The sequence below is a fragment of the Pseudomonas sp. R28(2017) genome, from assembly GCF_002112505.1.
Classification (GTDB): Bacteria; Pseudomonadota; Gammaproteobacteria; order Pseudomonadales; family Pseudomonadaceae; genus Aquipseudomonas.
On sequence record NZ_NEHW01000024.1, the window covers coordinates 16,778 to 41,025 of the forward strand.

18 protein-coding genes are annotated in these 24,248 nt (G+C 62.9%); 7 read left to right on the forward strand and 11 right to left on the reverse strand.

What is annotated here, in order from left to right; genetic code table 11:
* Positions 1–2: 2 nt before the first annotated feature.
* The 3 genes from CAF78_RS26515 (at position 3) to CAF78_RS26525 (ending at position 3,999) form a co-directional block, all read left to right on the forward strand.
* Positions 3–2,603, forward strand: coding sequence for a cellulase family glycosylhydrolase (locus CAF78_RS26515; protein WP_085679821.1), 2,601 nt, complete (start codon positions 3–5; stop codon positions 2,601–2,603).
* Positions 2,604–2,678: 75 nt separating this feature from the next.
* Positions 2,679–3,641 carry a UDP-glucose 4-epimerase GalE gene (gene galE / locus CAF78_RS26520; RefSeq protein WP_085679818.1) on the forward strand — a complete coding sequence of 321 codons (963 nt, stop codon included), beginning with the start codon at positions 2,679–2,681 and terminating at the stop codon, positions 3,639–3,641.
* Between the two features lie 46 nt (positions 3,642–3,687).
* On the forward strand, positions 3,688–3,999 hold the full coding sequence (locus CAF78_RS26525; protein WP_085679815.1) for a hypothetical protein: 312 nt from the start codon (positions 3,688–3,690) through the stop codon (positions 3,997–3,999).
* Positions 4,000–4,065: 66 nt separating this feature from the next.
* On the opposite strand, the gene CAF78_RS26530 is transcribed toward CAF78_RS26525, so the two are convergent.
* The 7 genes from CAF78_RS26530 to CAF78_RS26560 form a co-directional block, all read right to left on the reverse strand.
* Positions 4,066–4,872 (reverse strand): CpsD/CapB family tyrosine-protein kinase, encoded by an 807-nt coding sequence (locus CAF78_RS26530; RefSeq protein ID WP_085679813.1) that lies wholly within the window; start codon positions 4,870–4,872, stop codon positions 4,066–4,068.
* An 11-nt stretch (positions 4,873–4,883) separates the two neighbouring features.
* Positions 4,884–6,449, reverse strand: coding sequence for a Wzz/FepE/Etk N-terminal domain-containing protein (locus CAF78_RS26535; RefSeq protein WP_085679810.1), 1,566 nt, complete (start codon positions 6,447–6,449; stop codon positions 4,884–4,886).
* Between the two features lie 20 nt (positions 6,450–6,469).
* Positions 6,470–7,588, reverse strand: a complete 1,119-nt coding sequence (locus CAF78_RS26540) for a hypothetical protein (RefSeq protein ID WP_177408575.1) — start codon at positions 7,586–7,588, stop codon at positions 6,470–6,472.
* A gap of 25 nt (positions 7,589–7,613) precedes the next feature.
* Complete coding sequence (locus CAF78_RS26545; protein WP_085679806.1) at positions 7,614–8,159, reverse strand: polysaccharide biosynthesis/export family protein; 546 nt, start codon at positions 8,157–8,159, stop codon at positions 7,614–7,616.
* 288 nt (positions 8,160–8,447) lie between these two features.
* Positions 8,448–8,624, reverse strand: a complete 177-nt coding sequence (eppA, locus tag CAF78_RS28610) for an EPS-associated small membrane protein EppA (RefSeq protein WP_177408576.1) — start codon at positions 8,622–8,624, stop codon at positions 8,448–8,450.
* Positions 8,625–8,859: 235 nt separating this feature from the next.
* Entirely contained in the window at positions 8,860–9,978 is a 1,119-nt protein-coding gene (locus tag CAF78_RS26555; RefSeq protein ID WP_085679800.1) for a glycosyltransferase 61 family protein, read from the reverse strand.
* Between the two features lie 72 nt (positions 9,979–10,050).
* Positions 10,051–11,208, reverse strand: a complete 1,158-nt coding sequence (locus CAF78_RS26560; RefSeq protein WP_085679798.1) for a hypothetical protein — start codon at positions 11,206–11,208, stop codon at positions 10,051–10,053.
* Positions 11,209–11,551: 343 nt separating this feature from the next.
* Between CAF78_RS26560 and CAF78_RS26565 the strand changes: the two genes are divergently transcribed.
* On the forward strand, positions 11,552–15,169 hold the full coding sequence (locus CAF78_RS26565) for a dermonecrotic toxin domain-containing protein (RefSeq protein ID WP_085679796.1): 3,618 nt from the start codon (positions 11,552–11,554) through the stop codon (positions 15,167–15,169).
* Here CAF78_RS26565 and CAF78_RS26570 read toward each other — a convergent pair.
* Positions 15,166–16,767 (reverse strand): bifunctional diguanylate cyclase/phosphodiesterase, encoded by a 1,602-nt coding sequence (locus CAF78_RS26570; RefSeq protein WP_085679795.1) that lies wholly within the window; start codon positions 16,765–16,767, stop codon positions 15,166–15,168. The genes CAF78_RS26565 and CAF78_RS26570 overlap by 4 nt on opposite strands.
* Before the next feature lie 138 nt (positions 16,768–16,905).
* On the opposite strand from CAF78_RS26570, the gene CAF78_RS26575 reads away from it, so the two are divergent.
* The 3 genes from CAF78_RS26575 (at position 16,906) to CAF78_RS26585 (ending at position 20,355) form a co-directional block, all read left to right on the forward strand.
* The gene (locus CAF78_RS26575) at positions 16,906–18,525 is read left to right on the forward strand and encodes an NADP-dependent glyceraldehyde-3-phosphate dehydrogenase (protein WP_085679793.1); all 1,620 of its coding nucleotides are present in this window, start codon (positions 16,906–16,908) and stop codon (positions 18,523–18,525) included.
* Between the two features lie 111 nt (positions 18,526–18,636).
* Positions 18,637–19,104: a VOC family protein gene (locus tag CAF78_RS26580; RefSeq protein WP_085679791.1), complete on the forward strand. Its 468-nt coding sequence runs from the start codon at positions 18,637–18,639 to the stop codon at positions 19,102–19,104.
* A gap of 63 nt (positions 19,105–19,167) precedes the next feature.
* Positions 19,168–20,355 (forward strand): hypothetical protein, encoded by a 1,188-nt coding sequence (locus CAF78_RS26585; protein ID WP_085679789.1) that lies wholly within the window; start codon positions 19,168–19,170, stop codon positions 20,353–20,355.
* A gap of 287 nt (positions 20,356–20,642) precedes the next feature.
* Here CAF78_RS26585 and yiaY read toward each other — a convergent pair whose 3' ends face one another.
* From yiaY to CAF78_RS26600, 3 genes are all read right to left on the reverse strand, one after another.
* On the reverse strand, positions 20,643–21,791 hold the full coding sequence (yiaY, locus tag CAF78_RS26590) for an L-threonine dehydrogenase (RefSeq protein ID WP_085679787.1): 1,149 nt from the start codon (positions 21,789–21,791) through the stop codon (positions 20,643–20,645).
* 78 nt (positions 21,792–21,869) lie between these two features.
* Positions 21,870–23,432 carry a threonine ammonia-lyase, biosynthetic gene (gene ilvA / locus CAF78_RS26595; RefSeq protein WP_085679767.1) on the reverse strand — a complete coding sequence of 521 codons (1,563 nt, stop codon included), beginning with the start codon at positions 23,430–23,432 and terminating at the stop codon, positions 21,870–21,872.
* A gap of 185 nt (positions 23,433–23,617) precedes the next feature.
* The gene (locus CAF78_RS26600; protein ID WP_085679764.1) at positions 23,618–24,049 is read right to left on the reverse strand and encodes a PACE efflux transporter; all 432 of its coding nucleotides are present in this window, start codon (positions 24,047–24,049) and stop codon (positions 23,618–23,620) included.
* Between the last annotated feature and the right edge of the window lie 199 nt (positions 24,050–24,248).

A 24,248-nucleotide genomic window follows, 5' to 3' on the forward strand; every position in this document is an offset into this window, starting at 1 on the left:
CGATGCCCAGTCTTGCCCTGTGTACATGGACCCGCACATCGCTTCTGGTCGGCCTGCTGGCATTGCCCGTGAGCAGTTGGGCAGCGGAGTGGGTCGTTCGTGTCGACGAACAGAACGGCTTGCCCACGCTGACCCGAGGGGGCGGCCCGGCCTTCGTACCCAGCTTCGACTTCTGGGGCGCCAACTGGGGCTGGACCGGGTTCTATCCAACCCTCAAGGTCGAAGGGCCCTACCGCTACACACTGACCGGCAGCAACAAGGACCTGGACTTCGACCTCAAGGCCGACATCCAGAAACCCCAGGCGCAAACCCTCACCTGGGACTTCGACCTGCAGGCACACAGCCGGCAGAGTGGCGTGATGGGCGGCGGCATCGTCTGGCGCTTCGACCCCACGCTGATTGCCGGGGAAATGGGCGACCCGGTGCTGTTACCCGACAATCGCGGCTGGGCGTGGGGCAAGAACCCCCAAGGGCCGCATGTCGAAATGCGCTTCGAGCCGCCACTGGCCAAGGTCTATTTCGAGCGGGGCAACACCGACCAGATACGCACCTTCTTCTACACCGACCCGATCAAGCCTGGGCAACAGCAGATCAAGGCGCAGCTGAGCGTGACCGGGGATATCAGCATCGACCAGACCAGCACCGAACGCTTTGGCATGAGCGACCCGACGACATGGCCGGATGACCAGCTAGACTGGCGCACCGCTCCGGTCGACCTGTCGTTCCTAAACGCCGCGGAAAAGCCGGCCGGCAAGCGCGGTTTCGTCAAGGCCGATGGCGAGCAGCTGGTATTCGCCGACGGCACACCGGTGCGTTTCTGGGGGACCAACCTGTCGGCCTATTCGCTGTTCCGTACGCCCGACGAGGAAATCACAGCACAGGCCAAGCGCCTGTCGGCCCTGGGCTTCAACCTCGTGCGTCTGCACCACCACGACTCCCCTTGGGTAACGCCCAACATTTTCGGTGACCTGCAGAAGATCAAGGACACCCAAACGCTCAGCGCCGAGTCGCTGAAGAAGATCGACCTGTGGATCAAGAGCCTCAAGGACGAAGGCATCTACGTGTGGCTCGACCTGCATGTGTCGCGGCCCGTCACGGCCGCCGACAACATCTACGGTTTCGACGAGCTGCCCAAAGACCATGGTGTCGCCGGCCTCAAGGGCTACCTGTTCGTCAACGTCACCCTGCAGCAGGCGCTGAAGCGCTTTGCCGAGCAATACCTGACCCACGTGAACAGTTACACCGGGCTCGCCTACAAGGACGACCCGGCGATTGCCGCCGTGCTGATCACCAACGAAAACGACGTCACCCACCACTTCGGCAATGCACTGCTGCCCGACAAGGATGTGCCCAAACACAGCCGGCTCTACATGGACCAGGCCAAGGCCTTCGCCCAGCGCCACGACTTGCCGGCGGACAAGACCTGGCGCGCCTGGGAACACGGCCCTTCGAAGCTGTTCCTCAACGACCTGGAGCAGCGTTTCTACACCGACATGATCAGCTACCTGCGCAAGCTCGGGGTCAAGGTGCCGATCGCCACCACCAGCACCTGGGGCCTCAATGGCCTGTCCTCGCTACCGGCCCTGACCACCGGCGACGTGGTCGACGCCCACAGCTACGGCGGGCTCGGCCAGCTGGAGAAGAACCCGCTGAGCAGCGATGGCATGATCAACTGGCTGGGTGCGGCCCAGGTGCTGGGCAAGCCGATGACCGTCACCGAGTGGAACGCCGAGCCCTTTCCCCTGCCCGACCGCCACTCGCTGCCGCTGTACGTGGCCGGCACTGGCAGCCACCAGGGTTGGGACGCGATCATGCAATACGCCTACAGCCAGCAGGCATTCTTCGAACCGTGGCGCCGGGCCGACAACTGGAATGCCTACAATGACCCGGGGCTGATCGCTACCCTCCCCGCGGCCGCCCTGCTCTACCGGCGCCAGGACGTGCACCAGGCCACGACCCGCTACGTGTTCGCCCCTACCGCAGCGACCCTGTTCAACCAGGAGATCTCACCGGCCAATTCGGTGATGCTGCGCACCGCCATGGAGAAAGGCCGGTTGCAGATCGCCATGCCACAAACCCCAGAGCTGCCGTGGCTGCAGGCCGGCGTGATACCCGCCGACGCACAGGTGCTGAACGACCCTGGGCAGTCGCTGATCGATGCCAACGCCAGCGAAGCGGTAACCGACACGGGCGAGCTGCGGCACAACTGGCAGCAGGGCCTCTACACCATCAACACGGCCATGACGCAGGCGGCGACCGGATGGCTGGGCGGCCAGTCGCTCAGCGTGGGTGACATTCAGGTTCAGCTGAAAACCGGCTATGCCAGCGTCGTGGTGCAGAGCCTGGACGCCAAGCCGCTCAACCAGTCGCGCAGCCTGCTGATTTCGCTGGGCAGCCGCGCAGTACCCAGGCCCGACGACGTAACGCCGTTCCATGTCGAACCCCTGCAAGGCAGCCTGAGCATCAAGGCGCCGGCAGGCCTGAAGCTCTACAGCCGCAGCGCCGATGGCAAAGAAAACACCCTGCCTGCGAGCTACAAAAATGGGCGTTACCTGATCACCTTCGACGGCCAGCACATGGCCAATTGGCTGTTCTTGAAATAGGGCATATCGCCATCTACAGTCATTGAAGCCCTGTATTCCAGGCATTCGACGCTGCGTCTGTTCCAGGAGGATTGGATGAAGTACTTGGTTGTCGGTGGTGCAGGTTATATCGGCTCACACATGGTCAAGCACCTGCTGCGTGCCGGCCATGAGGTGGTGGTGGCGGACCTTGAGGCGCCGGCACCCGGCATCGAATGGGTATGCCTGGACATCGCCGACGGCCACGCGCTGGATGCCCTGTTCAGCGACTATCACTTCGATGCGGTGTTCCATTTCGCCTCGTTCATCCAGGTCGGCGAGTCGGTGGCCGACCCCGACAAGTATTACCTGAACAACGTCTGCGCGACCCTGAGCCTGCTCGAGGCGATGGTACGGGCAGGCATCAAGCGGCTGATCTTCTCCTCCAGTGCCGCCGTATACGGCGACCCTCAGTATGTTCCCATCGACGAGCAGCATCCCAAGGTGCCGATCAACCCTTACGGGCGCACCAAGTGGATGGTGGAACAGATGCTCGAAGACTTCGACCGGGCGTATGGATTGCGTTCGGTGAGCTTGCGTTACTTCAACGCGGCCGGTGCTGACCCGGAGGGCGAGCTGGGTGAATGCCATGAGCCCGAAACCCACCTGATCCCGCTGATCCTGCAGGCGGCCTCTGAGAGGCGCGAGACCGTGACGGTGTTCGGCCATGACTACGACACTCCGGATGGCACCTGCATGCGTGACTATATCCACGTCGCCGACCTGGCTTCGGCGCACGCGCTGGCCGTGGATTACCTGCTGGCCGGGGGGGCGACCACTGCATTCAACCTGGGCAACGGATTAGGGTTTTCGGTGCAGGAAGTGATCGAGACTGCACGGGCGGTTACCGGGCGGCAGATCACTGTCATTAAAGCGCCACGTCGGGCTGGCGACCCACCCCGGCTGGTGGCGGATGCTGAAAAAGCCAGGTCAGTGCTGGGCTGGCAGCCGGCGCTCACCGCACTGGATCAGATCGTGCGCCATGCGTGGGAGTGGGAGTTGAAGTATCCCTGGAAGTAATTTTACTGTTAAGGAAAGAAACTTTCGCCCACCCCCGGAAACCTGCATGAACCTCGATGCACTAAAACTTGCGGCCATCAAGCTACGCAGCCTGCTGGAGCAGCATGAGTACGATGAACCGGCTGCAGCCTTATTGCTCCAGGCCTTGAGCGGGCTGATCGAGCAAGCAGCCAATCATCAGATCACGTCACCCATGGAACCTCGAGACATCCCTGGCCATCGGTACTTTACCGAAACGCCTTTGGGCGGCTATCACGAGCTGGAGCATGCATTCGCCACTTTTTACATAGAGCTCATCGATGGCCGAAGCTCGAAAGCCTTCCAGAAATTAGAGGCGAAAATGAACGCGTCGAAGTAGCGGCAACTTCGACGCGGGCTGCAGGCGCGCATAACGCTGACAAGCCTTTCGGCTCAGGCGAGGTCGTCAGTAATACGTCCGCGGTTGCTCATCCGCCTTGTTCAACACCGCCCCTACCAAATTCGAAGACGCCAGGTGATACAGGCAATCCTCGATATCCTTCTTGCTGTTCATGCCATTGGCCACCACCAGCAGCACGCAGTCGAACTTCGGCAGCACGGTGATCGCGTCATCCGAACTGAGCAGTGGCGGCAGGTCGAATATGCAGATCCGCGAGTCATAGCGGTCGCGCAGCTCACCAATCAGGGTGTTCACCTTGGGCGATGACAGTACCTCGGTGGACATCGGTACCGGCTCGCGCGTCGGCAGCACGACAAAGCGTGGCAGTGTCGGGTTGACCAGCGCCTCTTCGAGCCAGGCCTTGCCGTTGAGCACATCGTTCAGTGCCTTCTCCATCGGCAAGCCGAGGGTGCGGCCGACCCGCGGGCGGCGCAGGTCGAAGTCCACCAGCAAGGCGGTCTTGTTGGTGTGGTGGGCGATGCTCATGGCCAGGTTGACGGCCAGCACCGTCTTGCCCGCTTCGGGCGTTGGCGAGGTGATCGCCAGCGTGCGCCAGCCATTGTCCTCCATGGCCTGCAGCACCTGGGTGCGCAACAGGTCGATCGCCCCGCTCATGTTCGAGTTCTTGTTGAAGGAAACGATCCGGTTACGCTCCAGGTGTTCCGCACTCAGCGGCACCACCTTGGTCTGTACGTAATCGAATTGCCCAAGTTCCCCGGGCTTTTCCATCACCGAAGGAACCTGCGCCGTTTCGGACGTGGCAGGCGAAACCTGGTGAATGTTCTTACCAATAGCCGGCGTAACTCTGTCCATCGCTGCGCTCCCTATTCAAACCGAGCCATAGCTTTGAAAAGCAGGAGGTCCAAAGGCATGTAGAACATGTGGACGACCACCAACAGGATAGCTACCAGCAGCAAACCGGCACCGATCATCATCGAAAGCAGCTTTTTGCGCCTGGCCTTTTCCGCGTTGGTCGAGATGTACGGCACGGCTACCAGCACACGCCGACCCAACACGCTTTCCAGGGCACCGACACCGCGCACGCGCTGATTGAGCATCTCCAGCAACATCACCAGGCCACCGCCAGCGGCCGGGGCCAGGACCAGGCCGAGGGCGACGATTTTCTTGCGGTTGGGCTTGACCGGTTTTTCCGGCATCAGCGGCGGCTCCAGCAATACGAAGCGCTCGGCCTTGTTTTCCTGCTCGAGGCTTTCGGTGATCTTCGCGCCCATTTCCTTGTTGCGGATTTCTTCGTACTTCTTGCGCGCGTTGTCATGATCGCGCATCAGCGTCACCAGGCCGCGTTCGACTTGCGGCGCTTCGAGGATATCGGCCTCATAACCTTCCATCTTGGTGGTCAGCTGGCGCTTCTGCTCGGCCAGCGATGCGATGCGCGACTGCGCGGCAGCCATCTTGGTGCGCACCCTGGCGGCATCCAGGTTCATGCCCCCGGCGGCGGCGATGCCCTGGTCGCCGGAAGCCTTGAGCACGTCGATCTTGCGCTTGATCGCCACCACATCCGGGTGCGCTTCGGTGTACTTGGTCAACAGCCGCGCATACTCCGCCTTAAGGCCCGGCAGGTCTTGCGGATCAGGGGCCACGGCCTTGCCGTTGGCGGCCTGGGTCGTAGCGCCGGAGTTGGCGGCTGCCAGCTCCAGTTCCAGATAGCGCAGTTCTTCCTGGGCCGACTTGTAGTCGCGGTCCACCTCGCGGAACTCCAGCTCCGAGCGCGACAACATGCTCATGCGCAGCTGCTGGTTCTCGGGCAAGGCATTGGAATGGGTCTGCTTGAAGTCGGCCAGCTGGTTTTCCAGGTCGGCCAGCTCGGCGCCGAGCTTGTTGGCTTCCTGGGTGAGGAATTCGGTGGTTTCGGTGGCGCGCTCGGTGCGCTGCTTCATGTTCTCGTTGAGGAACAGCGACACCAGCTCGTCAGCCACTTCCTTGGCCACGTCCGCGCGTTTGTCTTCGTAGGAAACGGTGAAGGCCACGGTGGCCTCACCGCGCCCCTTGACGTAAGTGCTGAGTGTGGCCACCACGATCGCACTGCGCATCTGCTCGATCTTGTCGGTTTCGCTGAAGCGGCTGCCGCGGTCGGCGAACAGGCCGTACTTGTCAATGATCCGCAGCAGGTTCTCGCGGGTCATCACCCGCTGGCGGATAACCTCGATGCGCTCGTCGGCAAAGCTGTTGTTGCCGGCCGAGACCAGGTCCGGGGAGATCTGCTGCGACTCCACCAGAATGGTCCCGGTCGACTGATAGATCGGCGGCACGCTGATTGCCACGCCGACGGTCGCCGCCAGCACGACCACTATGACGATCCCCAGCAGCAAGGCACGGTCCTTGATGATGGCGATGTAATCTTTGATGGAAAGCTCGTACTCAGATTTCATAGTGGCCACCAATCCGATAATCAGATGTCGGGGTATCTATACGTCAGCGTCAAGCCAGCGATGGTAGCGTCGGCATCGGGCAGGCCATCCTGTTGGCGCTGCTTGTACAGCAACGAAAGACGCAAGTCCCAGGCCGGCGAAAACGCCCGGCTGGCCCACACGCTGTAAGTCTGCAGGGTGTTGGGGTTCTGCCCTTTGCTGTCCTGCCACCAGGCATCTGCACCCACCCGGGTGGTTTCAGTGAGCAGGTAGCTCCAGCTGCCACGCACCATGTCCATCTCGGCGGCGCCGCCCTGGGCGTTGGACATCGTGGTGCGGTCGGCACTGAAGCTGGCCTCGGTGCGCGAACCGCGGTAGGTCAGCGATGCGCCGCCTTCACCACGGCGCTGGGTACCGGAACCGTCGGTCTGGTTGACACCGACATGCATGGCGCCGACCAGGCTGTCGGAGAACTGATACTTGACGCCAATGCTCGGGACATAGCTGTTGGTGGCGACTGCCGCAGTGGTGTCATCGGGCTCGTAACGCCGGGCTTCGAAACCGGTGATGATGTCGGTGCGCTCGCTCCAGGCGTAGGTCCAGGTGAAATCGTTGGCGTACTCGTCGTAACCGGTCAGCGTGCTGATGTCGTAACTGGCATGGGAATAGCGAAGTTCGTTGGCCAGGGTGCTGCGCTCGGTCACCGCACTGCTCCAGTTGCCCGTGAGCCGGGACATCTTCTGGGTGCCGTCGGTGGTGGTCACCACACCGGTGTCCTGCACCGCGCCGGAAAGCGTCGAGCTCTCATCGTATTGCGCCAGCAGGCCAAAGCCCCCGCTTTCGGTTTCGCGCTGCCAGCCCAGGCTGAGGTTGGGGTCTTCACGGTCATCCATCACCGAGCGGTCGGATGAGCGCAGCACATGCATGCCCACGCCCATGCGCAACTGGTCGCGATCGAACTGACCTACCAGGGTGTAATCAGGTGCAATGATGGTACGCGTCACACCTTTCTCCTTGGACTTCAGGAGCAATGGGTTGCTGTCGTACTCGACAGTCGTTGGAACTTCGACTGAAGACTGCCAGCTGGCGGCATCAACCATCCCGGAGAACGGCATCATCATGATTGCCGTTACAACACTCGTCGTTTTATTGATAGGCACAAGTCGTTCTTAATTATTAGGAGAGTCAGGGTACGACCAGCGTATCGCCAGCCTGAAGTTGGAAGTTGGTGGACATGTCACGCCCAGAAACCAGATCCTTGTAACGCACCGGCATGACCTTTTGGCCGCGAATGACCTTGATGGCACTTTCGTCGGCGAATTTGTCCATTCCACCCGACATGCTCAGGGCCTGAAGCACCGCCGTAGGGCCTGCCATCGGTACCGGGCCGGGCTTGATCACTTTGCCTTGAACATACACCAGATTGCCAGCGGTGCTGGTGACCACCACGCTGACATTCGGCTGGGCCAGGTAAGGTTTCAGCGCGGTCTCGATCTTTTTCGCCACGGCGGTGGCTTCGAGGCCTGCGACATCCACCCGACCCGCCAGCGGGAAGGTGATGCTGCCATCGGGAAGGACCACGGTTTCCTGACGCAGGGTATCTTCCTGCCAGACCGAGATCATGACTTTGTCACCGGGGCTTAACAGGTAGGCAGAAGAGGAAGTGTCGGCGGCGGCGGTACCAGACCAGGCCACCAGGGCGCAGAGCACGGACATCAGCAAACGTACCATGAGGGATCCCTCCGGCCAGTCGGCCCAGGTTAAGAGCACTGAATGAGTACAACGACGAACCTCTCGCTCCGCTTCGCAGCCTGCTGGCTGCGACGGCCTCACCCATCCTGGAGGCCCTCTACCGCGATGCCGCCCTGCCTGCCTTTGGTACCGCTGTTGCCACCGTGGGCACTGGCTACTGGAATATAGCAACAGCTGTAAAATTGACAAGCATCGGCCAACCCGAAAAACGCGAACGTCCACTCTTTTAGCGTCAACGCATTGGCATCGCGATAAAACCGCAACAACTTAGATCTTCTTTCTGTTGGCCACCGCGATAAAACCGATCACCGCAGACGCAAACAACCACCCCGCCGTGGACAGTGGAACAATGGTGTTTTCAGTCAAGTAAGAGTCAGCCGCTCGCGCTGCACCAGTCAACAATACCAACAAGAAGAAAGACTTGATGAGCAGAGTCGAGCGCATAGACGCCTCCTGCAAAGAGGAAAGTTGTTATTGATTTGGCGGAAGACTGGATCGCTGTTGATTTGAGCTTATGGGCACAATGACATTACGTCAATGATCCGACACCATAATAAATCTCAATGGACCACGGCCGCTCTCGTCAAAATGCCGTCAGCAGAATTTGCTGGGTTCGGCGCGCTGCCAGGGCTGCAGGGCGGCGTGCAGCCTGGCAGTCGACTGCCGACACAATCGGCCATCAATAAGGGAACAGATCCAGGGTTCGCTCCACTTCATCGGTATCGATGGTGAAGCCTTCGCCTTGCGGCTTTCCGACCACAAACCCGAAGTGTTGGTGATCGCGATCCGTCAGGTATTTGTAATAGCTCACGAACCGGTTCGGCGGCTGCAGCGCCAGTATCGAACCGCCGGGCTGCAATACATTGACGCCATGCACCAGCTGGCTGCCTTCCACGCCAATCACTGTCCTGGCCCCCGCGCAGGCGGCGACGATGGTTGGCACATCGGATTTCATCGGGTCGATGATGCGAAAGCCGCGGGTTTTCTGCAGGTGCGCGGCAACTTCCAGTTCATTGCGCATCAGGCGCAAGTCACCCTCGCTGCCACGCAGGATGAACACCCCCGGGTGCGGCGCCGGGTCGACATGCGACAGCAACTTGTCACCCATGGCGCGGTAGCGTGCGTACCGGCTGCGGTTGTTGCTGAGGTCATCGAACAGCACCAGCTCATGGAAGAACGCACCTCGCGTGCGCAATGGCTGCATGCCCAGCCAACGTTCATACGCCGGCCCTTGACTGAACAGCGGGTAGCGGGCCGACGGCGCCGTGGTCACCGGCACGCCCTCTTCGCAGGCCAGGGCGTAGGTCGGGCAGTCTTCCATCAGCCAGGTACCGAACCAGGTATTGCCATTCTGGGTGCAATAGATGGCGCCACGGTCGATTTCATGGTCCACCGCAACGCCTGGGAAGCGGCTCGGCTTCAATGACAACCAATGGCTTGCACTGCCTTTGTACAAGGCGCCGTCGACCAGCCACACATCCTTGAGCAGGTAGCCGCGGGTAGGGCCTTGCTCGACGCTGATCCCGCCTTCCATGGTACGGGCCGGATGCACATAGGGATAAAAGCGCTTGGCTTCCCAGCCCGTCACCCGCTCCAACTGGTTGGGCAGGTAGAACGCTGGCGGCGACACCGTGGTCTCGCCGGGGGCGATATCCCAGGTCTTCTCTGCGATGCGCTTGATGTCGATGTCTGCCTTGCGCGCCAGCCGCTTTCTCGCGATGTGCCGGTAGGCCGCCAAGGTCCAGGTGTTCTGGGTGGCAGCCGAAGAGCCACTGAAGTTCGAAATGCCGCTACCCATGAAGCGCCCCTCCCGATGTGACAGGTCTGGCCTGATGCAAGGCACGCACTCCAGGCTTGCCTTGAAGACGGTTCAGCTGGAAACGACGACCCGTTCCATCATGGGCGGGGACTGCACCGTGGCATAACGGCTGCGCAGGGTCTGCAGGAAGGACTCGCCGCTGCTGCTGGCGCCATAGAGGTAGATCTTGTGCAGGCCGCCGAACACCATCTCGTGATAACGGCTGGCGACTTCATCGTCACTCGGCCCTTCCGGCAGCCCCAGGTGAAGCGTCAACTTGTTGCCCTCGATGGCAAACAACGGCGTGTCCCAGAGGAACTGCGCTGTACCCGTGCGCGGCAAGCGGATGAACAGGTAGGCATGGTTGCCCAAGGCATCGATGTCACCGCCGCGCCGGCGTTTCCACTTCAGCAGGCCATCGTCCGGGCGGGCCAGGCAAAGGCCGATATCGTAATAGTCATAACCATTGGCCAAGGCCCACTCCAGGGCCATGAACGTGGTGATCGAATTGACCTCGCGCAGCCTTTTCGGGTCCGAGAACACCGCTTCGCAGTAGCCGAAACGCAGGGTGCTCCAATAACGTTTGCCATCGCGTGTGATCTCGCAGCCCAGGTGGCAGCCGATCACCTCATCGCCACAGGTGATCAGATCGAGGCGCCCCACCCCCTTGGCCAGGCGAAACACCTCGTCGGTGGGAAACTGCGCCGCATGGATACCTTGCCGGGCAGTAGCATACGGCCGCAGCAGCTGTTGATCGGCCATGGCGATCTCGTCATCAGCCAGTGTCTGGCGCATCTGGTAGAGCGGGCGGTTCTTGCGAATGCTGCGGCGCAGTTCGCTGTCATAGCGGGCGGTGATGTCGTCGAGCGAACGGCCCAGGGGCACCACGGCGCTCAGGTAGTGGGGCACCGTCAACGCGCCCGAGGTGGGCATCTCGCTCACCACCACCACATGCCGGGTCGATGCCGGCGCAGCCTCTTCGGCCGCTTCAGCCGCTGGCTGTTGGCCCTTGCCGCCAATCAGCAGCTTGGCCATTTCACGCTGCTGCTTCCTGCCGATGTAGAGGATTTCATAGGGGCTGGCCTGTTGCAGCCGGAAACGCGAGATTTCCCAGCGCCAGAAGCAGTTACGGGCCAGCAGCTCGCGTAACTTGCTTGAAACAGTCCGAATCTCGTAGCGCAGGGAAGGCGAGACCACTTTTCGCGCCACAGCCGCCAAGTTCTCTTTCATGTCTTCTTCGACGTCCTTTGATGTTGTCAACGGGGCTGATCGGAAAACAATAAAGCGGAGCTTGAAAGCCTGCATAACGCGTTGATTTATAAACTATCAACTTCGGATGCCGCCTTCACATTCAGTAACAATTTAAGATGCAGGTACGCTGCTTGGCAAGCGGCATTTTGACAGTATCGCAATGTAATTAATGGCGCCAATTTTCTCGCACGGGGGCGCCTCAAGTATTGCTTTTGCTATATATCAGCCGTGTGCCAATGCATTGAAACTTGCGCTACTCCATTACCACCGCAAACGACTGCACATACTGCCTGATGGCCCCTTTCCCCGAAGGAGCCTCGCCATGGCCAACCCAACTGCCGCTTTGCCCCATGAAGAACTGATCACAACGCAACTGCCCGTCTGGTCCCACCACAACACACCCGCACATTGGCAAGCGCTGCGCCAGAGCCAGCGCCTTGAGGCCTTTGACCAAGACTGGTACAACAATGCCGCGCCTGACCTGCGAGAAGCCGTGCAGGCCAGCCACACTCGCCTGCTGCGCTCACAAGCCAGGCTGGCTCGTCTGCTCGAATGCCTGAAGCAGATCACCGAGTTTGCCGAGCCGAAGCTGCAATCACGCCTGACCGAACTCGGCTTCACGGCCCCCCTGCGCGACAGCGAACTGCTACGCGTCGAACGCAGCTGGAACTGGAGCGCATTGGGTTACCTCTACAGCCACCGCCGTGACAATTTACTGCAGGCTGCATTGCAGAATTTTGCCGATGACGAGACGTTCACCCGCGAAAGCGCCATCGCCCTCAGCGGCGCCATCCATGTGACGCCCATCACGGTGCATGGCAGGGTCGTGACGGGCCCGCAAACGCCAACCGCGCAGGTTGCGCTGGCATCGGAGCAGTATCAGGTCGAGCGCCTGGCGCTCACGCCCGAGGCGTTTGCCCAAGCCTGCCGCGAACTCGACCTCGGTGGCGCTTACCAGGCCCACCTGCAGCAGTGTTTCACTGCGCCCCAGGTGCGCGCCCAGGGCATTAAGGTGCAACAGGACCGTCTGCGCCTGGCAGCGGACCTGGGCTACCTGCGCCAGGAACTGAACGGCAAGGCCCGCGATCAGGTCGAGCTGCTGCTGCAAGGCGGCGCAGTAGCGTGTTGGCAACTGACCCTGTTCGGCATCCTGTTGCACGAGGTGATGCTGATCGATGCTGGCCACGCCGGTTGGCTGCTGTATTTGCCCGGCAACGCCCCTGCCCTGCACGACTGCGCCGATCTGGATGCCCTCAACCAGGTGCTGGCAACCCGGCTGCGGGAGCCAGAAAACCGTCAATGCTTCCAGGCCTACCTGAGCCAGGCTGACCAGCCGCGCTTGCTCGACCTGCTGCAACAGAACCTGGACAACAGCAACCCGGCCGACCTGCACATCACGCTACAGGCCATCAGCGGCGAACCCTTCGGCTTTTATCAGGACCTGCACCTGGCCCGCCTGAAAAGCGAAGCCGGACACCTCGCAGTGCCCACTGCCCTGGCCGATGCCGAGGCCCGTGCCAAACGCCTCGAGCAATGGGAAAACCTCGGCCTGGACATGCTCAACGTGGCGGGCTTCTTCATCCCGGCCATCGGCACCCTGATGCTGGCCGTCACCGCCTGCCAATTGCTCGGTGAAGTCTACGAAGGCTATGAAGCCTGGCACGAAGGAGACCGCCACCTGGCCATGCAGCACCTCGAAGCCGTCGGCCTGAACCTGGCGCTGATCGGTGGCCTGGCAACGGCAGGGCGCATCGTGCCGAAGCTGTTCAAAAGCCCCTTGCTGGAGAACCTGCAGGAAGTGCGCAGCAGCGACGGCCGCTACCGCCTCTGGCAGCCCGACCTGAAGCCCTATCGCAGCCCCCGGCAACTCCCGGAAGGGCTGCAGCCTGATGCGCAGGGCCAGTACCTGCATGACGGCAGCCATTACATACGCATGGAAGGTGAACTCTACGAACAACGTTTCGACCCCGACATCCAGCAATGGCGAATTGTCCATCCCGAAGCACCGGATGCTTACCAGCCGCCGCTGGAGCATAACGGTCAGGGCGCCTGGCGCGCGGCCCATGAACAACCGCAGCAGTGGCCATTCACCGTGCTGGCAAAACGTCTGGGCGAAGCTTACGCGGCCTATACGCCGGAGCAACTGGAGCTGGCCGGGCGCATCTGCGGTGTCGACGCAGCCCGCTTGCGCCAGGTGCACCTTGAGGGCCAACCGGCGCCGTCGCTATTGCTTGGCACCTTGAAGCGCATCGCAACGCGCACCAAGGTCGCCCCCCTCGAGGACGAGGCCGGGCAACTTCTGCTGCAGCGTCACCCTGAATGGCCGCTGGTACGTGCGCTGGAAGAATTGATGGTGCCCCTGCAAGGCACAACCGACAGTGAGCGGCTGTTGTTCAGCTGTCTCGACGACCTGCCTGAATGGCCTGCGGACCTGCGCCTCGAGCTGCGCGCCGGTAGCCCGCAAGGCCCGTTGCTCGACAGCGTGGGGAGTAACCTGGCCGGCAGGGTCTGCAGGGTCATCAAGGCCGCCGAGGGTTATGAGGCCGATCTGGGTGAACGACCTGCCCCGGCGCCCCAGGATCAGAACCTGTGCCGGGCAGTCGAACAGGCATTGCCAAGCGCCTGTCGCGAGGCGCTGAGTGTCACGGCCACGGATGGCGACACCCTGCGTCAGCGTGTACTGGCCTGGACCGAACCCCGGCGCAGTGACCTGCTTCAGCGCCTGTGGGGCGCAGGTGCGCGGCGTCGAAGTGCCCGCGCGGGGCTGCAAGGCGGCCGCCAGGCGGTGCCCAGTGGCGACTTTCTAAAAGCCCCACCGGCAACCCGCTACCGCCGCCTGTACCCCACCGCGACTGATCAGGATTACCTCCGTGCCAGGGATGACTGGCAACTGCAAGGGCGCTCACCCGCAATGGAGATGCGCAACCTCGAACGGCGCCTGGAGACCCTGCGCCGCGACCTCGGCGAGTGGGCACGCCCCGACCCGCACTACCCTCATCGGCGCCAGGAGGCCGTTGCTCGCATCATCAATGCCTGGCGACGCCTGTCCAGGCTGCCGCTGGGCCACGATGCGATGATCTTCAGCCTTGACCTTTCGCGCCTCGATCTGGAGGACCGCGACCTGGCCAGCCTGGCATTGCCGGACGAATTCACTCACATTGAACATGTGTCGCTCGAGGGCAACCGCCACTTGAGCCAGTTACCCGCCGAGTTCTACGAACGCTTCCCCAGGCTCAAGCGTCTGCTTCTGAGTCATTGCCGCTTCAATCGCCTGCCTCGCCTGGCCAATCCCCAGGCGCTGGCCTGGCTGGACCTCGACCACAACCGCATCACCTGGGATGACAACGCCCAGCAGATGCTCGACCAACTCACCCACCTGGGCGTGCTGGACATGGGCAGCAACCCGTTGCTGCACGCGCCCGACCTGAGCCGGCTAACAGGCCTGTACACGCTGTTCCTCGACAACTGTTCACTGACCGAATTGCCGCGCGGACTGGCTAGTATCACCCGCACACCCGTGACCATCGACCTGGCCGATAACCAGCTGCAACAGTTGCCTGCCAATTTTCACGTGCCGCAGCAGGTCGCCCAGGCCATGCACCTTGAAAGCCCATGGCTCAGCCCGCGCATGCTCGTTGAAGTCGAAGCCTACAACGCAGCGCATCAGGTGGACCTGCTGGTGGACAACAGCGACTATGAAGAGTTTTTCGAGGGCACCGGCCCCGGCGAACAGGCACTCTGGCAGCGCCTGCCGCTGCAGTATCGACGAGACCTGAGGCAACTGCTCGATCTCGAACCGTTCGCTTCCCGCCCGCGGCGGGCCCTTGTGGAATTCTGGCGCCGCCTGACCGTGATCGACGTTAACCCGTTACTGCGTCAACAGGCCTTCGAGCGCCCGGCACGTGAGCTGTTCAACCTGGTACTCGAGCGCCCGACCTAACGGGGCAGGCGCGCCCTGAGCGGGTTGCCCACCACCCATTTCTGCAATTCGGCGGCCGGCATCGGCCGCCCCAGCAGGTAGCCCTGGCCCTGGTCACAGCCGGCATTGCGCAGGAAGTCATATTGCTGCTGGGTCTCGATCCCTTCGGCAGTGATGCGATAGCCCAGCGCATGCCCCAGGTCGATGATCGCCCGGGCGATGGCCACCGCATCGTCGTCATCCGGCAGGTCCTTGATGAACGCCCGGTCGATCTTCAGGTGGTCGATGGGCAAGGCGCGCAGGTAGGCCAGGGATGAATAACCGGTGCCGAAGTCGTCCACCGCCGTGGCCACGCCCATGGCCTGCAGCTGGGCCAGCGCCGCGCACGCCTGTTGCTGGCTTTCCATCAGCAGGCTCTCGGTGATTTCCACTTCCAGCAGATTAGGGGCCAGCCCATGGCGCTCCAGGGCCATGGCCAGGCTCGAGACATAGTCGCTGCGCTCGATCTGCAACGCCGCCACGTTGACCGCCAGGGGCCCCGGCAGGCAATCGGAGGCGCGCCAGGCGGCCAATTGCGCACAGGCCAGGTCGAGCACGCGCTCCCCCAGGGGGATGATCAGGCCGGTGCGCTCGGCAAGCGGGATGAACTCACCAGGCGGGATCAGCCCATGCTCCGGATCACGCCAGCGCAGCAAGGCCTCGACCCCTTCCAGCTGACCGCTGAACAGGTCGACCTTCGGCTGGTACCACAACTCGAACTCGTTGTCCTGCAACGCCCGGCGCAAGTTGCGCTCCAGTTCCAGGCGCTGGTGCAGGCGTGCCGTCATGTCCGGGTGATAGGGGCGCCAGGCGTTGCGCCCGCCCTCCTTGGCCGCGTACATGGCAGTGTCGGCATGGCGCAGCAGGCTGCCAGCGTCTGCGCCATGTTGCGGGCACCAGGCCAGGCCGATGCTGCCCGTCACCAGCGCGGCATTGCCATTGAGGTCGAACGGCCGCTGCAAGCAGCGCAGCAGCTGGCGAAGCTGGTGGCTGACCTGGCCCTGGGTGCCCTGGAGCATGAACACGAATTCATCGCCGCCCAGCCGGCACACCCGGTCGCCGGTGTCGAGTTCCTGCAGAAAACGCGCGGTCGCCTGCTGCAGCAGCAGATCGCCCATGGCGTGGCCCAGGCTGTCGTTGACCTGCTTGAAACCGTCGATATCCAGCAGCAGCACGGCCAGGCCATGGCCTTCGGCAGTGGCCTCGGCCAACTGCTGCTGGAACAGCACCCGGTTGGGCAGGCCGGTGATGGTGTCGTAATGCGCCAGGCGTTCCAGCTGCGCCTGCGAGCGCTGCAGTTCGCGGTTGCGCTGGTGCAGCTGGCGCTGCTTGCGGTTGATCTGCGCGATGAACAGGCTGAGCAGGCCGCTGCAGGTCAGGGCGAACCAGAACAGCGGCGAGTGGAACAGGCTCGCATCCTGCTGGCTTTGCTGGCGCTGGATGTCCACGTGGCCAAGGGCCATGGACACGCCGATACCGGCCAGGGAAACGCCGACCGGCAACAGGCGGCGAAGGGCGCGACGCACCGTGCCAGCAGTCGATATCGGTTCGTGGGTCATCGGGGAATTGGACGGGGTCATAAGCCTGCAGGTGTGGGCGCTTGTCGTTGTATCGGCGCGGCACGCGCAATATTGAGCCAGACTGGTGTTTTTCTTGCCCAGGGTGCATGCTCGAAGCTGAAGCGTTTCACCCGCCCAGACACGTGAGGTGCAGTACCCATGGACCATCTGCTCGATTCGCTGTTTCCTGCCGCCGGCGACATTCCCGAAAACTGGCGTCTCGGGAACCCGCTGGAACAACGCGACTACCTCGTGAACGGTGAACTCAGGCGCTGGGACGGGCCACTGGCCACGGTGCGCAGCCCGGTGTGGCTGAAGGAAGCGGACGGCGAGCGGCAGGTGGTGCTCGGCAGCGCGCCACTGCTCGACGCCGACACGGCCCTCACCGCCCTGGACGCCGCAGTGAACGCCTACGACAAAGGCCGCGGCGCGTGGCCGAACATGCGCGTGGCCGAACGCATCCAGCATGTGGAGCGCTTCCTGGCGCGCATGCGTGAGCAGCGTACCGCCGTGGTCAAGTTGCTGATGTGGGAGATCGGCAAGAACCTCAAGGATTCGGAAAAGGAATTCGACCGCACCTGCGACTACATCGTCGACACCATCAACGCCCTCAAGGACCTCGACCGCCGCTCCAGCCGCTTCGAGCTCGAACAAGGCACCCTCGGCCAGATCCGCCGTGCGCCGCTGGGCGTGGCGCTGTGCATGGGCCCCTACAACTACCCGCTCAACGAAACCTTCACCACGCTGATCCCGGCCTTGATCATGGGCAACACCGTGGTGTTCAAGCCGGCCAAGTTCGGCGTGCTGCTGATCCGCCCGCTGCTCGAAGCGTTCCGCGACAGCTTCCCGCCGGGGGTGATCAACGTCATCTACGGCCGTGGCCGGGAAACGGTCAGCGCGCTGATGGCCAGCGGCAAGGTCGATGTGTTCGCCTTCATCGGCACCCACAAGGCCGCCAGCGACCTGAAAAAACTGCACCCCCGCCCGCACCGGCTGCGTGCAGCCCTGGGCCTGGACGCGAAGAACCCCGGCATCGTCCTGCCCCAGGTGGACCTGGACAACGCCGTGGAAGAGGCCGTGACCGGCGCGCTGTCGTTCAATGGCCAACGCTGCACGGCGCTGAAGATCCTGTTCGTCCACGAGGACGTGATCGAGCCCTTCCTCGACAAGTTCCAGCGCAAGCTCGCCGCGCTCAAGCCCGGCATGCCCTGGGAGCCGGGCGTTGCGCTGACGCCGCTGCCGGAACAGGGCAAGGTCGATTACCTCGACCAGCTGGTGGCCGATGCCACGGCCAAGGGCGCACGGGTGCTCAACGAAGGTGGCGGGCAGAGCCGCGGCTCGTTCTTCTACCCCGCCCTGCTCTACCCGGTGAGGCGCGACATGCGCGTGTACCACGAGGAACAGTTCGGTCCGGTGGTACCGGTGGTGCCTTATCGCGACCTGCAGACCGTGATCGACTACGTGCTCGACTCCGACTACGGCCAGCAACTGAGCCTGTTCGGCAACGACCCGGCGACCATCGGCAGCCTGGTCGACATCTTTGCCAACCAGGTCGGCCGCATCAACCTCAACGCCCAGTGCCAGCGCGGCCCCGACACCTACCCGTTCAACGGCCGCAAGAACAGCGCCGAAGGCACCCTGTCGGTGCACGATGCCTTGCGCGTATTCTCCATCCGCACCCTGGTCGCAACCCGCTTCCAGGAGGCCAACAAGGCACTGATCAGCGAGATCATCCGCAACCGCCAATCGACCTTCCTGACCACCGACTACATCTTCTGACGGCTGCGCTTATAGGAAATAGATCTAGCAACCCTGTCGATTTTCCATCGGTGCAAACGACTCTAAGGCAACAGGGCGCCAACCGGCGCCCCAAGCAAAGGAGCGTCGAACATGGCAGTCAAACCCATTCCCGATGGCCAGCACAGCATCACCCCGTACCTGGCCATCAACAACGCCGCCAAGGCCATCGAGTTCTACAAGCAGGCCTTTGGCGCCACCGAGATGTTCCGCCTCGAAGGCCCGGGCGGCACCGTCGGCCACGCCGAACTGCGCATCGGTGATTCTTCGCTGATGCTCGGCGACCCCTGCGACCGCGAAGGCGGCCTCACCGCCAGCCAGAAACTCGCCGGTGCCGGCGTCGGCCTGCACCTGTATGTCGAAGACTGCGACAAGGTCTACGCCCAGGCCCTGGCGGCAGGCGGCACCCAATTGCACCCGGTGACGGACCAGTTCTACGGCGACCGCAGCGGCACCCTGAAAGACCCGTTCGGCAACATCTGGTTCGTCTCCACCCACAAGGAAGACCTGACCCCCGACGAAATCCGCGCCCGGGCCGCCAAGATGTTCAGTAATAGTTGAGCGACAAGTTGAAAGCGCGGCGCGTTTGCCTGAAGCTTCAGGCTCGTAGCTTGGAGCTGCTTCATGCGAATCATCGACAAAACCGCCGCGCAGGTGCGCAGCCTGACCCCGGCCGAGGAAGAACTGCTGGTCGGTTTCGCCACCGGCAGCCTCGCCGGCCCTCGCCTGCTGCAGGCCAACCAGTTGCTGATGAAGGTGCGCAGCGCCAACCAGTGGCTGGCCTGCGATTGCCGAAAAGATGCCTTGCCGGTGCTCAACGTCACCCTCAATGGCAGCACCGGCACGCTGTTTCTGAAAAACAACCCGGGCACTGCCGAACATGCGCCCGGCTGCCCGTTCACCAAGGACGAGCGCGAAGCCAACGAGCGTGAGGACGAACCCGTCGCGCCTGCTGCCTGGCTGGCACCCGATACACCGCTGCGCCTGATCGGTGATTACCGCAGCGCCAGCGACGCCAGTACCGGTGCGGCAGACAGTAACGAGCGCCGCGAACAGCAGCGCCTGTTGTCGCTGCTGCTGACCTGGATCGAAACCAGCGGCCTGAACCTGTACGCCACGCACCTTAAGAAAGACCTCACCGGCCAGTTCGCCGAGCTACGCAGCGTCGCCAGCCGTTACCCGCTGCTCGAACGGGTACCAGCCGGCAACTACCTGGAAACCCGCCTGGACATGAAGCACATGATGATGCTCAAGTCCCGCCTGCGCGAAGCCAAGGTGTTCGGCAACCATCGCCGCCATGGCCTGCTGCTGGACTGCGTCGACCAGATCAAGGGGCGCAAGCTGTTCAACAACCGCAGCGAAGACGGCTTCGATTTCCAGGGGCATCATCTGTACTGGGGCGGCAGCCGAACGTCTGGCCCGCTGCTGGCGCTGGCCCTGTACTCACCGACCACGGCGGGCAGCCACTTCTATGAACTGATCCACGTGGCGAGCGTGCCGGTGCTGTCGCGCGCGCAGATGTTCCCGGTGTACCGCGATGAAGAGCGCGAGCCACTCAAGGCGCTGGTGTCGCTGATCGACTGGATGGCCAGCAAAGGCGTGAAAGTGCAGATGCGCAGGCCGGTGATCGGTGGCCAGGTGATGGACGAGCTGGTGCTGACCTCGGACCAGGACCGGGTGCTGTCGGTGTCGCTGCTGGAGAAGCCGATCGGGCCGGAGCCCGATGCCGAGAACTTCAAGCGCTATGCCGACTTCAAGAGCCTGGAGACCTTCCGCAAGTATGTGGCCGGGTTCTTCATGCGTGAGCGCTGAAGACCGCGTCGCCCTCTTCGCGGGCACGCCCGCACCCACAAGCATTGCGCATTTCCTGTGGGAGATCACCCAGCCCTTTGGGCTGCGCTGTCGCGCAGAGAACAAAGCCTCAGCAAGCGCCGCTTTACCCTGTGGGAGCGGGCGTGCCCGCGAAGCATGCGACGCGGTGCATGGCACCGGCTTCGCCGGTGTTCGCGGGCACGCCCGCTCCCACAAGACCTCAGCTAAATCAAAGAGTTATGTGTTGTTCTATGAGAGCGGGCGTGTCCGTGAATGGGCCCTGTCGATCAGAATGCCGCCCGGAAAATCCCCTCGATCTCATCCTGGCTGGCCGGCCGCGGGTTGGTGAGGCCACAGGCATCCTTCAAGGCGTTCTGCGCCAGGATGCCGACATCCTCGAGCTTGGCCCCCAGCTCCGCCAACCCCGCCGGAATGCCCACCGCCAAAGCCAGGTGCTCGATGGCCGAAATCGCCGCCCCCGCGCCCTGCTCCGCATCCAGCCCACAGACCTTGATGCCCATGGCCTTGGCCACATCGCGCAGGCGTGCGGCACTGACCTTGGCATTGAAACGCTGCACATGGGGCAACAGCACGGCATTGCACACGCCATGGGGCAAGTCGTAGTAACCACCCAACTGGTGCGCCATGGCGTGCACATAGCCCAGCGAAGCATTGTTGAACGCCATGCCGGCCAGGAACTGCGCGTAGGCCATGTTCTCCCGCGCCTGTAGGTCGTTGCCGTCGTTGACGGCCTGGCGCAGGTTCTCGCTGATCAGGCTGATGGCCTTGAGCGCGCAGGCATCGGTGATCGGCGTGGCCGCCGTCGACACATAGGCCTCGATGGCGTGGGTCAAGGCATCCATACCAGTGGCCGCCGTCAGCCCCTTGGGCATGGCGACCATCAGCGCCGGGTCGTTGACCGACAGAATCGGCGTGACGTTGCGGTCGACGATGGCCATTTTCACGTGGCGGCGCTCGTCGGTGATGATGCAGAAACGGGTCATCTCACTGGCCGTGCCCGCCGTGGTATTGATGGCGATCAGCGGCAACTGTGGCTTGCGCGAGCGGTCGACACCCTCGTAGTCGCTGATATGCCCACCGTTGGTGGCGCACAAGGCAATGCCCTTGGCGCAGTCATGGGGCGAGCCACCGCCCAGCGACACCACGCAGTCGCAGCGCTCGCGCTGCAACAGGGCAAGGCCGGCCTCGACGTTGGCGATGCTGGGGTTGGGCTTGGCGCCGTCGAACACCACCGAGTCGATATCCTGCAAGGCCAGCATGCGCCCGATACGGGCGGCGACGCCGGCCTTGGCCAGGCCCTGGTCGGTGACGATCAGCGCCTTGCGAAGGCCATAACCGGCAATCGCCGTCATGGCCTCGTCGAGGCAGTCGATGCCCATGATATTGACGGGCGGGATGAAGAAGGTGCTGCTCATGACCGGATCCTCCTGGCAGGTCTGTCTGCCAGTGAGGATCCGCCCGTTCAAACAACAGGATGTTGACCCAGAGCAACGTTAGCCCAGGAACAGCTGGTAAGCCGGATTAGCGGTTTCGTCCCAGTAGCGGTAACCCATCTCGTCCAGTGCCTGGGGCAAGCTGGCCTGCTCGTCGGCCGGCACTTCCAGCGCGGCGAACACGCGTGCTTCGGCCGCGCCATGGTTGCGGTAATGGAACAGGCTGATGTTCCAGCGCTTGCCCAGCCGCTCCAGGAAGCCCAGCAGCGCCCCCGGCCGTTCGGGGAACTCGAAGCGCAGCACCCGCTCATCGGCCCCCGGCGCGGCATGCCCACCCACGGTATGGCGCACATGCAGCTTGGCCAGTTCGTTGTCGGTCAGGTCAAGCACGCTGTAGCCCTGCCCGCGCAGGCTGGCCAGCAGCTGCTCGCGCGGGTCGTGCACGGGGTGGGTCTGCACGCCAACGAACAGGCGCGCTTCCTTGCCTGGGTAATAGCGATAGTTGAATTCGGTGATCTGGCGCTTGCCCAGGGCCTGGCAGAAGGCCCGGAAGCTGCCGGGCTGTTCAGGGATGGTCACGGCGATGATCGCCTCGCGCTGCTCGCCCAGCTCGGCACGCTCGGCCACGTGGCGCAGGCGGTCGAAGTTGACGTTGGCGCCAGAATCGATGGCCACCAGGGTCTGCCCCTGCACGCCCTCGCGGGCCACGTACTTCTTGATCCCGGCCACGGCCAGGGCGCCAGAGGGCTCGGTGATCGAGCGGGTATCGTCGTAGATGTCCTTGATCGCGGCGCACAGCTCATCGCTGCTGACGGTCACCACTTCATCGACAAAATGCCGGCACAGCTCGAAGCAATGGGCACCGACCTGCGCCACCGCCACGCCATCGGCAAAGGTACCGACCTGCGGCAGGATCACCCGCTCGCCCGCCGCCATGGCAGCCTGCAGGCAGTTGGAGTCTTCCGGCTCGACACCGATCACCTTGACCTCGGGGCGCAGGTACTTGACGTAGGCGGCAATGCCCGCGACCAGCCCGCCACCGCCAACCGGTACAAAGATCGCGTCCAGCGCACCCGGCTGCTGGCGCAGGATTTCCATGCCTACAGTGCCTTGGCCAGCGATCACGTCCGGGTCGTCGAATGGCGGCACGAAAGTCGCCCCGTCGCTGTCGGCCAGTTTCAGCGCGTGGGCCAGGGCATGGGGGAAGCCCTCGCCGTGCAGCACCACGTGGCCACCCCGGGAGCGCACCCCTTCTACCTTGAGTGACGGCGTGGTGGTGGGCATGACGATGGTCGCCTTCATGCCCAGGTGCGCTGCCGCCAGGGCCACGCCCTGGGCATGGTTGCCCGCGGAGGCGGTGATCACACCGCGTTCGCGCTGGGCAGCGCTCAGGCGCGACAGCCGGGTATAGGCACCGCGGATCTTGAACGAGAAGGTCGGCTGCAGGTCTTCGCGCTTGAGCAGCACCTGGTTGCCGAGGCTGGCAGACAGCGCCGGTGCGGCTTGCAAGGGGGTCTCGATGGCCAGGTCGTACACCGGCGCGGACAGAATGCGGCGCACCTGTTCCGACAGCAGTTGCTGCGGGGTGGACGGTGTACGAGGGCTGACGTTGAGGCTGGTCATCGATTGCAACTCCTTGGCTGTTTTTCACGTTGCCCAGGAGTCAGAGAGTAGAAACCCGCCTCCAGGGCGGGTTCGGTGCACGTACGCGCTAGCCCGCCAAGCTGATAATGGCGGTAATAATAATGGCGTTCACGTGCGGGAAGGTGTTCATGGGTAGGGAAGTTATCCCGCCTGGCTTGGCCAAGTCAACACTTGGCTTGCTGCGCCGACAGCGGCACGTCGAAGACCTTGTCGAAGCCCCACTGGAACACGAAGGCATAGGCGAAGAAGAACACGAACAGTGCCAGGTTGGTGAGCAACGCTGCCCACAGGCTGACATCCAGCCAGTACGCCACCAGCGGCAGCAGGATCAGCACCAACCCGCCCTCGAAACCCAGGGCATGCAGCAGACGCCGCAGGAACGTGCGTTCGCGCGCGTGCTGGCGCGCCTCCCAACGCTCGAAGGCCCAGTTGTAGGCCATGTTCCAGCTCATGGCGATGCCCGACATCAGGATCGACAACACGGTCGACTGGGCCATGCCGGCGCCAAACGCCAGTTCCAGTGCCGGCGCCACGCAGGCCACGGCGATGGCTTCGTAGAGGATGGCCTGGACGATCTTGCGTGCCTTGCCTTGCATGTTCAGCTCCCTGGGAAAACGACCTTCAAACTTACAGCACGCAGCCTACAGGAAAAAGCCTGAAATACATATTTGACTGACCGTTCAATCAAGAAACATTAGGCTAAACGTTTCCGCAACACCCATCCCCCTGGCACCCTCGCCTGCGCCCGCCCCCCGCTGTGCATTGGACAACCCCGCATCCGGCTGCTTGTATCTA